Source organism: Chryseobacterium metallicongregator (genome assembly GCF_031324065.1).
GTDB classification, from domain to species: Bacteria; Bacteroidota; Bacteroidia; order Flavobacteriales; family Weeksellaceae; genus Chryseobacterium; species Chryseobacterium metallicongregator.
In genome coordinates this window covers 367,668-381,629 of the sequence record NZ_JAVIXS010000001.1, presented here as the reverse complement: position 1 = coordinate 381,629, position 13,962 = coordinate 367,668, and the positions used below count along the sequence as shown (strand labels likewise).

Sequence of the window (13,962 nt, the reverse complement as noted above, 5' to 3'; positions counted from 1 at the left end):
ATTATAGTCTAATGTGAATCTCTTCCTTTTTTAATATAGGCTGGATCTATTTGATTGAAAACATGTGTGTTTTGTGATGCTGTATCTATGATGTATGTGGTATTTGAGAGTTCGGGATACTTATTTTATACTTTTGGTACGAACCTAAAAAACAAAAAACAATATGGAGAAAACCAGGTTCGTATAGTGTTTGTGTAGCATGTATTCCCAAGTGGGGATTAATACTCAATAGAACGTTCATTAGTATAACTTTTATGCTTAATCATAGAAAAATGAAAAAAAAAATTATCATTTTAATGAGTATTATAATCACTTTCTTGTGTGCTGTAAATACTCCTCAAAAAAATATTTCTTATAAATCAGCCAGGAATTATTTTATTAAGAATGCCTACGATAAAAGAGATTTTGCAGAAAGATTAATTACTTCACACGTAGAGTTGGATTATATTTTTTGGACTTCAATAACAATAGAAGCAGATGGAAAACCTATATCTATTGTATTTACCCCTCAAAGGAAATGTATTGGCTCTGTTTATCCTAAAACCAATTTTTCATAAAATAAAAGAATAACTGGAGTTATTTCCTTATCAATTCAATCTAACATCGACAGAACTATAATTGAATATATAGTATGATCATAGTGAGCATAAAAAGAATATTTCAATTTTTAATGATGGTATTTACCCATTCGTCTATTTTTACTGTTTTATATTCTCAGACCTATACTCCGGAGCAAATAGACAATGCATTAATAATTAAATCCGAGAAACTCAGAATAAGAGGACAAAAAAAAGAATTAATTTCTTTAAATCAAAATTATATTGTTATTTCCAGAAATCAAAACTATTTAAAAGGAGAGATTTTAGGTTACATCAATATTGCTAATATTTGTGCTACCATAGGAGACTATAAACATTCTTTTTGCTATTTACAGAAAGCGGAAGAGAAAATAAAAAAAATTAATAATGCTTATTTATCTGCAAGACTTTATCAGGAATATGGGCAGCTTAATTATGTTATTGGTTTGTATGTAAAGGCGTTGAAATACAACTCACAATCTATTTATTATGGAAGGATGCTTTCTAAGCAGTATGAAAAAGAAGTGTTATCTGCTGTTTATGCTAATAGGGCGGATTTTTTGCATGATATCCACCAAAATGATTCTTCATTGATCTATTTGCATAAAGCATTGAAAATAAAATCAAGTCCGGTAATCAATTCGTTGATAGCAGATCATTACATGGTTTATAAAAAAGACACAGACTCATCTTCATACTATTTGAATAATGCATTAAAATTATTGCGTAAAATGAATTACTGGAATATTCAGAGAGGGCAGACTTATTACTACTACGGTAATTTATTTTGTAAAAAGAATAATTACGCGAAAGCATTGGTGTACTATGGGAAATCTGTTTCCATTCTGGAAAAAACAAAGAGGGTCTATAATATTCCTCAGTTGTACAAAACAATAGCTAATACTTATCGGATTTTAAATGATGAAGAGAAAGAAAAAGAATATCTTAATAAGTATACAAAACTAAAAGACAGTTTAAACAGAATTTGTAATGAAAGTATTAATATTTCTGTGGGCGAAACTTTAAAAGAAAAAGAATCTGAGAATATTTCAAAGAATAATATTTTTTTCATTTACAATATCGTGGTTGTCTGCCTTATAGTTATTCTATGTATTGCGTATATCTTATACCAAAAAAACAAAATTATAATAAGTCAAAAAGAATTTGAAGCGAGTGTTTTAAAAGAAAAACTCAATAATTCCTGTGATTACATTATTGAACTGGCTAAAAAAAATGACCCTAATTTTCTTAACAAATTTCAGGAAATATATCCATGCTTTATTAAGAAGTTACTTACCATAAATTCTAATTTATCAAAATCTGATTTAAGTTTTTGTACAATGATATGGTTAGGGTTTTCATCAAAAGAAATTGCACAGTATACTTTTGTGGAGCATCGGTCTGTGCAAAATAAAAAGCATAGACTCAGGAAAAAAATGAATATCTCGTCAGATATAGATCTGTATTTTTTCTTTAAAAATCTTTCTGATAATTAGGAGAGAAGGATGTGTAAGGTAGGTGTAATTGTATCTTTAAAAAGTTATATGCTTTGTTTTTTAAAGTTTTATAATTGTTTTTTTTTATGACGTATGTTTGCTGTAAAACCAGTATACGGGTTCTAAACAAGTAATTCATTTAGAGTATCTGCCGACGGTGTGTACCAGATAACAATGAATGCACACTCCTGTGATAGGGATCTGGGATGATATATCTGATAAATGGGTTGCCCATGTTAATGACCTGTATACAGCAACAACGGGGAGTTTGCAAACCTATACGCTGCTTAATTCTATTCCTATGTTGGCTTCTCATACATATTCATTCAGGGCTTATAATACAGAGAATGTAATGGTTAAGTATTTAAGCTCAGGGTCTACAGGGTCTGGCCCCATTACGCAAATGTCTTTAAAGCGATTGAAATAGAGAAATTATGATTTTTTATGCTTCGATTTATTTGAAAAATAAATCCAAATACAGGAAATAGACTAAAAAATTAGTCTATTTTTTGTTATATACTTCTTTATTTCCTGTACTGTATTTTTATAGCCGGGTAATTTTGCAATTAGAACTATAATTGGTTTACTTCCCTTTTTGTACATTATAATTTAAAACTATTTCACTGTAACAAAATAATATAATAATTCTTAACATGAAGGTGATCTTGAATATTATTTTAAAGGGGAGTATGGTATAAAATTAATTATGGTAAAATTAAATTGATAAATTAATTATTTCCATCACTATACTTCGCTATCCATTTATATAATGTGGTTTTTGGTATTTTATAATCATTTATTATTTCTAGCTTTGTTTTTTTTCCTGTTTCAATTTGTTCCAGAATAAATTCTATGATTTCCTTGGTGTAGATATTTTTCCTAAACTCAGGTAAACAAGATGTTTTTTTATGGGAAGCATTAGCAGGAAATTCCTTTTTAGGAGGCGAAAAGAGTATAAGGTGCTGTGAGTAGGCTCTGAAAAAATCATATTCTAACAGTTTGCTCCATCTTAATAATTTATCTGTTGTCAGATCATTTTCAAGGAACATTTGTTCAATTTCAGATTCGGTACATTTCATAAAACTACATGCTCTCTGCATATCCAATGCTTCTTCCAGAAACTTAGCTTTAATAATACTGCCAATATGTATTTTTTTAAAGTTCAAAATAAAAGGTGTTTTTTATATGATTAAATTTTTTCAAAAAAAGTAAAAGTCTTAGAACCTCTTTTTGTCTGGTTAAAGAAAAAGCAGCTCCGAATGTTAATGAATATTTTACTCAATGGTATACAGTTGATATTAATTCTTTTGTTCAAATTTAGCACTGATTATTCGCTTCTAATCAAATAGTCATACAGCATAAGTACATCATTTTTTATCAAATGTATATGGATCAAAAAAACTCCCGAAAAACGGGAGTAGCAACTTTGATCAGTATTATAGATCTCTATAAAATCAAAAATGAAAACTGATTTTGTTATTAAAAATGCGCTAGATTTTTTTTCATGATACAGGAAGGACTAAAAGCTTTAAATAGGTTTTCTTATTTTCTTACCAGATTCTTAAATGAATAAGGTTTTTATGCTCATGTGTCAAACTTATCCTGTAGAAATTTTCTTGCTGTAAATTTAGATTTGATATATAAACCAAGCAAAATAATAGATACATCAAAAGTACATCAGTTTTTTATAGGGGTAAATAAAGCACCTTTGGTATTGATAAAATGGTTTTCGGTTGGTGTTAAAGTCATATTATATGAATGTGTTTTTGTTACAGGATCGCAACTGATTTAAAAAGCAAATTCTATATAAGTCAATTTTACAATGAAATTTTAGTTTTATTTATTTCACTGTTAATAATGTTTTGTTGTATGGTATTTAATCAGCCTATTAAAAACTGCCAGTTCAATTGATTCTTCACTACTTTATTTACACAAAGCTTTAGAAATAAAACCAGCACCAATTATCAATTCTATGATAGGCGATCACTATTTACAGTTTGGTAAGTATGAATAAAAGGCTTCTCTTAAAAGAAACCTTTTATTTTATGCTATTTATTTTGTGTCACTGGAAATATAAAATTCCAGCTGTGAAAAGGTGAGGATTTCAGGTTCATACAGAGGATCAGTAAGCTTTCCAAATCCATATTTACAGAAAATAAATGGTAATTGGTTGGAATTTGCTGAATCATAATCGGTTTGGGTATCACCAATGTATACGGAATCATCTGTGGATAGTTGATTTCTTTCCATAAGAAGCTTTATGTTTTCAGACTTTGGCTTTTGGGTTCGTCCGTGAGACTCAAAATCAACAAACAGATCATTGAATTGATAATAATCTAAAAATGATTCAATGTAGCCATCCTGACAGTTACTCACTATGAAAAGGGAATAAGTGTTGGCTAGATTCTTTAAAGTGTTTTCTACTCCATCGTATAAAATCCCACCTTGTAAGTGAAGTGTTTTATTTTCTTCGGCTACAATTTCAGAAAGGATTTCTTTGGTTTGCAGATCCGAAATGCCGGGAATAATATCTTTTACAATATCGTGGGCTAACAGTCCCATATACTGATCCATGTCTTCTGGTTTCAGGGCTTTTTTGATCAACTGATGTTTGCCCAATACCTCATTCCATATTTTGATGATTGTAGCTCTGGAATCCCATAATGTTCCATCCAGATCGAAGATTAGATTCTTTGTTTTCAAAATGATTAATTTGTGGTTTAAATTTAAATAGGGTAATATTTAAAATTACAAAATCATACTCAGCTGGACTCTTTTTCTTGCCTCATCCACTTCCGTTACTTTTACACGAACATGTTGATGAAGTTTTACTACCTCGTTGACATCGGATACAAATCCTTCTTTCAGCTGGGAAATATGAACTAGTCCGCTTTCTTTGATTCCAAGATCCACGAAACACCCAAAAGCGGTAATATTATTGACAATTCCCGGCAGAATCATCCCTGCTTTTAAATCTTTAATACTTTTAACATTCGGGTCGAATTCAAATACTTTTGCTGCTTTTCTGGGATCTAATCCTGGTTTTTCAAGTTCTTTTAAAATATCCTTGATTCCTAAGATTCCAACTTCACCTGTAATATAGTTCTCGGGTTTTACCAGTGCTATTTTTTCTTTATTGGCTATCAGTTCATTAGTTTTAATGCCTAAATCTTTTGCCATTTTCTCTACAATTCCATAAGCTTCAGGGTGTACGGCAGAGTTGTCTAATGGGTTTGTGGAATTTGTGATTCTTACAAAAGCAGCGGCTTGCTGGAAAGCTTTTTCTCCAAGTCTTGGAACTTTTTTAAGCTGTTTTCTATCTTCAAAAGCACCGTTTTCAGTACGGTAATTCACAATGTTTTCTGCCATTTTTTCTCCAATTCCGGAAACATAACTTAAGAGTGATTTGCTGGCGGTATTTAAGTTAATTCCCACAGAGTTTACACATTTCATTACGGTGGAATCCAGTTCATTTTTCAGCTGAGTCTGATCTACATCATGCTGATACTGTCCAACCCCGATGGATTTGGCGTCAATTTTTACCAATTCCGCCAGCGGATCGGAAAGTCTTCTTCCGATAGAAACTGCCCCACGCACCGTTACATCATACGACGGGAATTCATCTCTTGCAATTTTACTTGCAGAATAAACAGATGCTCCTGCTTCTGAAACTACAAAAACCTGTAAAGGTTTATCAAAAGCAATTTTTTTGATAAAGAATTCTGTTTCACGGCTTGCTGTTCCGTTACCAATAGAAATAGCTTCGATATTATAAGCATTCACCATGGAACGGATCTTTTTCATGGCCATTCCACTTTCATTCTGTGGAGCGTGAGGGTAGAGGGTTTCGTTGTGTAATAAATCTCCCTTTTCATCCAGACATACTACTTTGCATCCGCTTCGGTATCCGGGATCTATTGCCAGAATCCTCTTTTCTCCTAAAGGCGGGGCGAGAAGGAGTTGGCTTAAGTTCTCAGAGAAAATTTCAATGGCTTTTTTATCTGCTTTTTCTTTAGCTTCCTGTAGGGCTTCATTGGAAATAGCGGGTTCCAGAAGTCTTTTATAACTATCTTTTATGGCTAGTGCAATTTGTTCAGAACTTTCATTATTAGATTTGATAATGGCTTTTTCAATAAAATCAATGGCTTCTTCCTTGTCTATTCCTACATTTGTTTTTACAAAACCTTCTGCTTCAGCTCTGAGCATGGCTAAAAGTCTGTGAGAAGGTGTTCTGCTAAGGCTTTCTTCCCATTCAAAATATTGAGAGAATTTCTGGGCTTCTTCTTCATCTTTTTTAGCTTTTACAACCTTGGAGGTAACTACTGCTTTGCGCTGAAATAGTCTGCGAAGGTTCTTACGAACATACATGTTTTCGTTAATCCATTCTGCCATGATGTCTCTCGCTCCCTGTAAGGCTTCTTCTTCAGAAGCAACATCATTATTCAGGTATTTTGAAGCCAGAAACTGAATGTCATTACTTTTCTGGCTCATAATGATTTTAGCTAAAGGTTCCAGTCCTTTTTCCTTGGCCGTATCAGCTTTGGTTTTCTTACGTTTTTTAAAAGGCAGATAAAGGTCTTCCAGCTCCTGGATATCAAAGCTTTCTTCTATTCTCTGTTGAAGTTCAGGAGTCAAAGAATTCTGTTCTTCTATTGATTTTAAGATAGATTCTTTTCTCTTGACAATGTCATCAAATTGCTTGCTGATTTTTGAGATCTGTTCGATTTGTGTTTCATCAAGATTTCCGGTTTTATCTTTTCGGTAACGGGAAATAAAAGGAATGGTACAGTCTTCGGATAATAATTGTAAAGTATTGTTGATGCTCTTTTCAGAAATATTGAGCTGTTTCTGTATAAATTCTACGGTCGTCATTGTTCTGTTTTCGGATAGCTAAAATAGGGTTTTGGAATGGAAAAAATGAAATTGAAATATAAAAAAAAGCCTGATTACAGAAAATGTAATCAGGCTGTATGATAATTTTTAAATTAATTAAGGCAGAACTTCATTATAATAAAGAGGAGTTTCACTATTTTTATCATATCCCATTATAATGATTTTATATTTCTTAGCATCATCATTGTTGTAAAACTGGATGTTTGAAGGTTCTGGAGATTGATCTTCTAAATAAGGATTCCAGTAAAGAATACTTCTGGTGTCCTGTGGAATACTCTTAAAACTGTCATTTTCATAAACAGGATTGTCAAAAGGAATCTCTTTATTATATCCGTTTAATGTTATTTTTCTTAACTGTGAAGGTAAACTTTTATCGATTGTTTTTCCTGAAGGACCACTTCTTTTGGTATAAATTGCAATAATACCTAATTCTCCTCCAAAAACTCCTACAATAGACCCTTTGCTTACTTTTACCATAGCAATTTCAGACATAGGTAAACTAGATATTTGTCCAGGGTCAACATTTACCTCGTCTAGGAATACACCGGCTGCACTTCCTCTGATGTAAGGTATATAGTCTCCATTTTGGAATTGAACATTAAGACCGGCAACTTTACCCTGCAACCACTGCAAGATATTGGTTGAACCTTGGAGATTTGGACTGTTAACAAAATCAAAGACGCTTTCGTTAATACTTGTGAAAAGAGAACTACTTAATTGCTTATTTAATTTTTTTGTTTTATCCTTTAATTCTCCCTTTAATTTTACCTCTGCAATATTGATAACTTTATCGCTGATGGCTTTTTGAGTATTAAGGGCTGTAATAGCTCTGGTAACTTCATTAGAAGGTTGTTCGTTAGCAGATCGAGGTGTTAATTGATAGGGTGTTAAAGGTAGTTTCTTTTGATAAGGAATAAACTCATAACTAGGCTGAAAAAAAACAGTATAATTAGGGTCAGTCTGTTTGGTGTTTAATTGATAAGAAAATTTCATTGAATCTTCAAAAAGCAGATTGTTCAATGTAAAAAAACCATTGCTGTCAGATTTTATCTGAAAGATCTGAGGACCTGAGTTGGTGTCAAAAATTAAATTTAAATCTGTATTAGGAGAAGGTTTTCCCTGAACATTGATCTTTCCTTTATAAGAAAGAAAGTTTTGTGGCTCATATTTAATAACAGGGTAGTTTCCAGACATTATAGATTGCCAGTCAAATCTTTTCCATTTTTCTGAAATTAGAAGGGCATCCAATGCATCTGTATTAGCACGGGGAGAGAAATACTGAGCGGGTTTGGTGATTTTTGAGGTAATATCTCCGGTAAGCCAAAAAGAGCTTAGCAAATTCTGATCTTCTTCTGTGTTACCAACCCCTGAATCAGTTATTAATACGGTATAATTAGGGTGATTTGAATTTTTAGAAATATCAAATGAACTTTTCCCCCGAGGGCTGTTGCTTAAAGAAATAGATTCTAAGGCGGGCTTTTTGACTTGTAAAGACTGTGGTTGTACAAAAGACAACCTGCTTGCTATAATATTCTCTTTATCATCAAAAACTGTGAGCTGTAAAATACCATTAACAAGTTGATTGTAAGAAATAGGGTATTGAGTATCATTTGAAATCTTGCTAATCTTGGCTTTATAGACCAATTGATTGGCCATTGTTCCTATAATTTTAAAATATTTTGAGCTCTCCGGTAGGTTCTTTGATTGTAAGGAATAAGTAAGATGATTTTTATCGCTGGTTACTTGAAGGTTGATTCCTGATGGCGAAACATCTGGAAGAGAAATGTTTTGAGTTTGTCCCTGACTATCCTGAACTATCAATTGATATTTTTTTCCACTCTTTGGGGTAAGGCTGAATAAACCAACATTTTGGTCCAGCCCTTTGAATGTTGAAATCTTTACATTTGGATTGTCTGTATCGGTTATATAGCCTTCCCAATTGGAAGGAGCTTCTCCATTTGATTGTAGTCTTACAGCAAATTTGGTGTTGATTCCATCTATGAAGCTTCCACTTTCAGGATGCACAGAGGCTGTCCAATGGGAATCGTTGTTTGCGGTTAATTTTTCGGGAGAAGTGGGATTGTATATGGGAATAGGCTTTACGAGCTGAAAATCTTCACTAAAGTTTGCCATCCAGGTGGTATAGGCTCTGACGTAATATATATCTTCCTTTAAAGAATCCGGTAAAGAAATGCTTCCATTTCCTTCTCCATTTATTAATGGAAAAAGTTTTTTACTAATTTGATTCTTATTTTTGTCATACAGTTCTATAAATAGAGAACTTGATGTGTTTGTGGTAGTATATCCATCAAATACGAAAGCTTTAAACCATAAATTATCTCCTGCAACAAAACTGTTTTTATTCAATAATAAATGTATTTTTTCCTGAGGATATTTTTGTTCAAGAGTTTTAATTGCTTCTTCAGCTTTTGTTTGTGCGTTGATGCAATACATTGTGCTTATTGCAAGTGCAGTTATTAGTTTTTTTGACATGTTTGTATGAAAGTTTGTGTTTTTGTACGAGGCGGTAAAATTACATTTTTTGTAATAAATTAAAACAGAAAAAAATAAATTCAACTGAAAAAACAAAAACACTAATTTTTTTAAATATTTTGATGGTGTATCGAAGAGTTATTGTGGATATTTATTAATTTAATCTTAAATAATAGAAAACTAATATTTAATTTTTTGTTTGATATATGATAATGTTTAAATATTTACTTATTTATGCTTTGCTAAAACCTAATAACCGCAATAATAAACATGAGAAAAATATTTATACTATTCATCTGTTTTTCTTTTATAATATCTTGTACAGTTACAGAATATGAAGAGCCTAAAAAGTGCAATTGCACAGTACAGGAATATGGACAGACCGTGATTTTAAAAAACGGGAATGATGGTACTTATACTGATTACTCTGATACAGGATGGGTGGTTAAAGGAAACCCACAGAAAGATAATTCCGTTGAATGCTCCAGGAATGGAACTCAAAAGGATACGGAATTCTCCAGTAGTTATGATTCTCAATACAGATGGGATGTATATCGTAAATGGATCTATGATTGTAAATAATATCAAAATACCACATTTCTTGATGTATGTTAAGGCTCCTCCAAATAGGTTTTTCTATTTTTGTACCCGAAAACAACAAAATTTCAATAAACTTTTTTAAAACAGTTCAATATGAAAAAAATTAGCGTAATTGCATTAGTAGGAGTAGGTTTGCTTTTGGCATCATGTGGTAAAGGAAAAACAGCAGAAACAGCAGCTACGGCTCAGGAACAAACTGTAGCAGAGAGCAAAGGAGAAACATTGGCAGTAGATACAGTAGGCTCAGTAGTAAACTGGAAAGCTTTCCACAAAGGAGGAATGGCACCTCGTTGGGGAACACTTACGGTGAAGTCTGGAGATATCAGTGTTGATGCAGGTCAGGTTTCTGCAGGAAACTTTGTGATTGATATGACCTCTATCAAAGTAGATCCGGCTTCAGTAACAGAAAAAGATAAAAAACCGGCTGATCTTGAAGCTCACCTTAAAAATCCTGATTTCTTTGATGTAGCGAAAAACCCTACTTCAGATTTCAAAATTACAAGTGTTGCAGATTTGAAAGAAGCGCCAAAAGATGCAGTAGCTGGTGCTAATAAAACAGTAAGCGGAAACCTTACTTTATCAGGAAAAACAATGAATGTTACTTTCCCTGCGAAAGTAGAAGTAGCTGAAAATTCAGCAGCGATTCAGGCTAAATTTACTGTAAACAGAGCAGATTGGGGGCTTAAATTCGGTACTTCTGAAGCAGATCCTGCAGAATGGATGATCAGCAAAGATATCGAGATTGCAATCGACGTAAAAGCTAAAAAATAAGTTATTTAAACTTTAATAACTACCAGAGCTGTCTTCATGAAGACAGCTCTTTTTATTTGGATTTTTTCCTTAAATGGATAAAGGAACTAATTTACAATCTTGGAATTCAGGATTCTTACACAATATTCACTTCCCAGATATAAAGGATTCCCGTGCTTCTCAGACCAGAATCCATCCAGTATGTCCTTACTCAGACAGCGATATACAGCAACTCCTTTATAGATTTTATCGTCTTCTCCTTCATAGTTGAAATTAATCACTAAAATTTGGTCTTTATAAAACCCTGTTCCATTTTGCTGATGGTCACCAATCATCCATTGGGCAATAATACGGTTGTTTTCATCAATAGTTAAGGTTAATATCCCATGATAAGATGGATGGGAAGATTCTTCCTGATTACTTCCCTCAATTGAATAGCTTCCTGCAAGATCCTGTACTGTCATTGAATTGTTTTTAAGAAGGACAAATTTAAAAAATCTTATTCTGATAATACACCAACATGGTAAATGGATGTAGATTTTAGAGTTGTTCTATGTACAAATTAAGCTTTACTTTTGCTGCAAATTAATTTTAGAATGATTCCTTTTCTCCTTATAGCCAATCTGATTACTTTTGGCGTCTTTGGTTTTGATAAATGGCAAGCCCAAAAACATCAATGGAGAATTTCAGAAAACACTCTTTTGGTCCTCTCTCTTTTAGGTGGAATTTTAGGAGCCGCTTCCGGAATGATTCTATTCAATCATAAAGTTTCTAAAAAGTCTTTTCTCATGAAATTTATACTGGTTGTTTTAATTGACCTTGTCGTGTTTTACAGGTTGATAAGGCATTGATTGTGAATGTTAAAAATAGTTTTTCGAAATGTTAAATATTTGAATAACATATTAATTGTTATGTTTTTTTTATATTTTTATCATGCTAATAACACATAAACAAAATAACATGAGAAATCTTAGAAAAATTTCCAGAACTGAAATGAAATCAGTTCAGGGAGGAATCATTAAAGGAATGGTAAGATGCAAAGATGCCGATACATGTGCTGTAAGATGGGGATGGGCAACCGGATTCTCCAGTAATTGTGCAGAATTTGATATCATCTGCGGAGAACCACCAGTAATAGATCCATGCGAAATACAAGCTTGTGTATAAATAACTTAAAGAGTGTTTTTCGACACTCTTTTTTTTTTGTCTTGTAAATAAGTATTTTAAACAAATTATTAAATATTTAGATAACTAAATATTTTTTCATTAAAAATCACTACTTTTGCACCCGTAAAAATCTTTTATGCAAAACATTAGAAATATTGCGATTATCGCACACGTTGACCACGGAAAGACGACTTTGGTTGACAAGATCATTCACGCTACCAATATTTTCAGAGAAAATCAGGAGAGTGGGGAGTTAATTATGGATAACAACGATCTTGAAAGAGAAAGAGGGATCACCATCTTATCCAAGAATATTTCTGTTACTTATAAAGACACAAAAATTAACGTAATTGATACTCCTGGTCACGCCGATTTTGGTGGAGAAGTAGAAAGAGTATTGAAAATGGCTGATGGGGTTATTTTGTTAGTGGATGCGTTCGAAGGACCAATGCCACAAACAAGATTCGTACTTCAGAAAGCATTGGAATTAGGATTGAGACCATTAGTGGTTATCAACAAAGTAGATAAGCCAAACTGCCGTCCTGACGAAGTTCATGATAAAGTATTTGATTTATTCTTCAACCTTGAAGCTACAGAAGAGCAATTGGATTTCCCTACGTTCTATGGATCTTCAAAACAAGGATGGTTCAACACTTCATTAGAGCAAACTGAAGATATCTTACCACTATTAGACGGTATTTTACAATATGTTCCTGAACCGAAAGTAACAGAAGGAAATCTTCAGATGCAGATTACTTCTCTTGACTTCTCTTCTTTCTTAGGAAGAATTGCCATCGGGAAAGTGACAAGAGGTGAGATCAAAGAATCTCAATGGATCGGTCTTGCTCAGGCAGAAGGTAAAATTGTAAAAGGAAAAGTAAAAGAACTTTACGTTTTTGAAGGATTAGGAAAGAAAAAAGTAACTGAAGTAAAAGCAGGAGATATCTGTGCTGTAGTAGGTTTTGATGCTTTCCAGATTGGTGATTCTTTCGTTGATCTTGAAAATCCTGAGCCATTGGAAAGAACGGCAATTGACGAACCTACGTTGAACATGACGTTCTCTATCAACAACTCACCTTTCTTCGGTAAAGATGGTAAATATGTAACTTCAAACCACCTTAAAGAAAGATTAACTAAAGAATTAGAGAAAAACCTTGCATTAAGAGTTCAACAGACTGATGATGCAAACACATTCCTGGTATTTGGTAGAGGGATCCTTCACTTATCTGTTTTGATCGAAACAATGAGAAGAGAAGGGTACGAAATGACAATTGGTCAGCCGCAGGTTATCTTCAAAGAAATTGACGGTGAGAAATGTGAGCCTTATGAATCTTTAGTTGTTGATGTTCCTGAAGAATTTGCTTCAAGAGTTATCGACCTGGCAACTCAGAGAAAAGGTGACCTTCACATCATGGAAACTAAAGGTGAAATGCAGCACATGGAATTCGAAATTCCTTCAAGAGGTTTGATCGGATTACGTTCTCAGATGTTGACAGCTACTGCAGGTGAAGCTATCATGGCACACCGTTTCACAGAATATAAGCCTTTCAAAGGTGCTATCCCAGGAAGAAACAATGGGGTTCTGATCAGCAAAACTACAGGTCCTGCTACAGAATATTCTATTGCTAAACTACAGGATAGAGGTAAGTTTTTCGTTGATCCGGGTGAGGAAATCTACACAGGAATGATCATCGGTGAACAAAACAAACCTGGTGACTTAGTAGTAAACATCGTTGAAGCAAAACAGTTGAATAACATGAGAGCTTCTGGAAAAGATAAAGATACTGGTGTTGCTCCAAAAATCTTATTCTCTCTGGAAGAATGTATGGAATACATCCAGGGTGATGAAGCTATCGAGGTTACTCCAAACTTCATCAGAATGAGAAAGAAAATCCTTTCTGAAGAAGAAAGAAAAAGAGTTGAAAGAGGAGCGAAAGCATAATCTAAAATTCTTAAAATATAATAAAGCCTCGATTTTCGGGGCT

General features: G+C 33.0%; 13 protein-coding genes. 8 read left to right on the top strand and 5 right to left on the bottom strand.

Annotated features, from left to right (window positions below; all coding sequences use genetic code 11):
* Positions 1-296 precede the first annotated feature (296 nt).
* The 3 genes from REB14_RS01780 (at position 297) to REB14_RS01770 (ending at position 2,501) form a co-directional block, all read left to right on the top strand.
* On the top strand, positions 297-557 hold the full coding sequence (locus REB14_RS01780; protein WP_309521325.1) for a hypothetical protein: 261 nt from the start codon (positions 297-299) through the stop codon (positions 555-557).
* Between the two features lie 113 nt (positions 558-670).
* On the top strand, positions 671-2,074 hold the full coding sequence (locus REB14_RS01775; RefSeq protein WP_158521360.1) for a tetratricopeptide repeat protein: 1,404 nt from the start codon (positions 671-673) through the stop codon (positions 2,072-2,074).
* Positions 2,075-2,252: 178 nt separating this feature from the next.
* The gene (locus tag REB14_RS01770) at positions 2,253-2,501 is read left to right on the top strand and encodes a hypothetical protein (RefSeq protein ID WP_309521324.1); all 249 of its coding nucleotides are present in this window, start codon (positions 2,253-2,255) and stop codon (positions 2,499-2,501) included.
* Between the two features lie 301 nt (positions 2,502-2,802).
* Here the strand turns inward: REB14_RS01770 and REB14_RS01765 are convergent, their stop codons facing one another.
* The 4 genes from REB14_RS01765 to REB14_RS01750 form a co-directional block, all read right to left on the bottom strand.
* A complete protein-coding gene (locus REB14_RS01765) occupies positions 2,803-3,240 on the bottom strand; it encodes a transposase (protein WP_079241989.1) in 438 nt (145 codons plus the stop codon).
* Between the two features lie 886 nt (positions 3,241-4,126).
* Entirely contained in the window at positions 4,127-4,777 is a 651-nt protein-coding gene (locus REB14_RS01760; protein WP_309521323.1) for an HAD family hydrolase, read from the bottom strand.
* 45 nt (positions 4,778-4,822) lie between these two features.
* Positions 4,823-6,946, bottom strand: a complete 2,124-nt coding sequence (locus tag REB14_RS01755; RefSeq protein ID WP_309521322.1) for a Tex family protein — start codon at positions 6,944-6,946, stop codon at positions 4,823-4,825.
* A 117-nt stretch (positions 6,947-7,063) separates the two neighbouring features.
* A complete protein-coding gene (locus REB14_RS01750; RefSeq protein ID WP_309521321.1) occupies positions 7,064-9,460 on the bottom strand; it encodes a hypothetical protein in 2,397 nt (798 codons plus the stop codon).
* Positions 9,461-9,730: 270 nt separating this feature from the next.
* Here REB14_RS01750 and REB14_RS01745 point away from each other — a divergent pair, with 270 nt between their 5' ends.
* Positions 9,731-10,042: a hypothetical protein gene (locus REB14_RS01745; RefSeq protein ID WP_309521320.1), complete on the top strand. Its 312-nt coding sequence runs from the start codon at positions 9,731-9,733 to the stop codon at positions 10,040-10,042.
* A gap of 111 nt (positions 10,043-10,153) precedes the next feature.
* Complete coding sequence (locus REB14_RS01740; protein WP_309521319.1) at positions 10,154-10,831, top strand: YceI family protein; 678 nt, start codon at positions 10,154-10,156, stop codon at positions 10,829-10,831.
* Positions 10,832-10,917: 86 nt separating this feature from the next.
* Here the strand turns inward: REB14_RS01740 and REB14_RS01735 are convergent, their stop codons facing one another.
* Complete coding sequence (locus REB14_RS01735; protein WP_079241983.1) at positions 10,918-11,274, bottom strand: hypothetical protein; 357 nt, start codon at positions 11,272-11,274, stop codon at positions 10,918-10,920.
* A 132-nt stretch (positions 11,275-11,406) separates the two neighbouring features.
* On the opposite strand from REB14_RS01735, the gene REB14_RS01730 reads away from it, so the two are divergent.
* The 3 genes from REB14_RS01730 (at position 11,407) to typA (ending at position 13,919) form a co-directional block, all read left to right on the top strand.
* Positions 11,407-11,661, top strand: coding sequence for a DUF1294 domain-containing protein (locus REB14_RS01730; RefSeq protein ID WP_309521318.1), 255 nt, complete (start codon positions 11,407-11,409; stop codon positions 11,659-11,661).
* A 109-nt stretch (positions 11,662-11,770) separates the two neighbouring features.
* A complete protein-coding gene (locus REB14_RS01725; protein ID WP_079241981.1) occupies positions 11,771-11,977 on the top strand; it encodes a bacteriocin-like protein in 207 nt (68 codons plus the stop codon).
* 136 nt (positions 11,978-12,113) lie between these two features.
* The gene (typA, locus tag REB14_RS01720) at positions 12,114-13,919 is read left to right on the top strand and encodes a translational GTPase TypA (RefSeq protein ID WP_079241980.1); all 1,806 of its coding nucleotides are present in this window, start codon (positions 12,114-12,116) and stop codon (positions 13,917-13,919) included.
* Positions 13,920-13,962: the final 43 nt, after the last annotated feature.

What these genes read in the sequence shown, in the direction of transcription:
- REB14_RS01780 (WP_309521325.1), top strand. Translation starts at nt 297, where the DNA reads ATGAGTATTATAATCACTTTCTTGTGTGCTGTAAATACTCCTCAAAAA.
- REB14_RS01740 (WP_309521319.1), top strand. Translation starts at nt 10,154, where the DNA reads ATGAAAAAAATTAGCGTAATTGCATTAGTAGGAGTAGGTTTGCTTTTG.
- REB14_RS01750 (WP_309521321.1), bottom strand. Translation starts at nt 9,460, where the DNA reads ATGTCAAAAAAACTAATAACTGCACTTGCAATAAGCACAATGTATTGC.
- REB14_RS01775 (WP_158521360.1), top strand. Translation starts at nt 671, where the DNA reads ATGATGGTATTTACCCATTCGTCTATTTTTACTGTTTTATATTCTCAG.
- REB14_RS01755 (WP_309521322.1), bottom strand. Translation starts at nt 6,946, where the DNA reads ATGACGACCGTAGAATTTATACAGAAACAGCTCAATATTTCTGAAAAG.
- REB14_RS01745 (WP_309521320.1), top strand. Translation starts at nt 9,731, where the DNA reads ATGAGAAAAATATTTATACTATTCATCTGTTTTTCTTTTATAATATCT.
- typA (WP_079241980.1), top strand. Translation starts at nt 12,114, where the DNA reads ATGCAAAACATTAGAAATATTGCGATTATCGCACACGTTGACCACGGA.
- REB14_RS01735 (WP_079241983.1), bottom strand. Translation starts at nt 11,274, where the DNA reads ATGACAGTACAGGATCTTGCAGGAAGCTATTCAATTGAGGGAAGTAAT.
- REB14_RS01770 (WP_309521324.1), top strand. Translation starts at nt 2,253, where the DNA reads ATGCACACTCCTGTGATAGGGATCTGGGATGATATATCTGATAAATGG.
- REB14_RS01725 (WP_079241981.1), top strand. Translation starts at nt 11,771, where the DNA reads ATGAGAAATCTTAGAAAAATTTCCAGAACTGAAATGAAATCAGTTCAG.
- REB14_RS01730 (WP_309521318.1), top strand. Translation starts at nt 11,407, where the DNA reads ATGATTCCTTTTCTCCTTATAGCCAATCTGATTACTTTTGGCGTCTTT.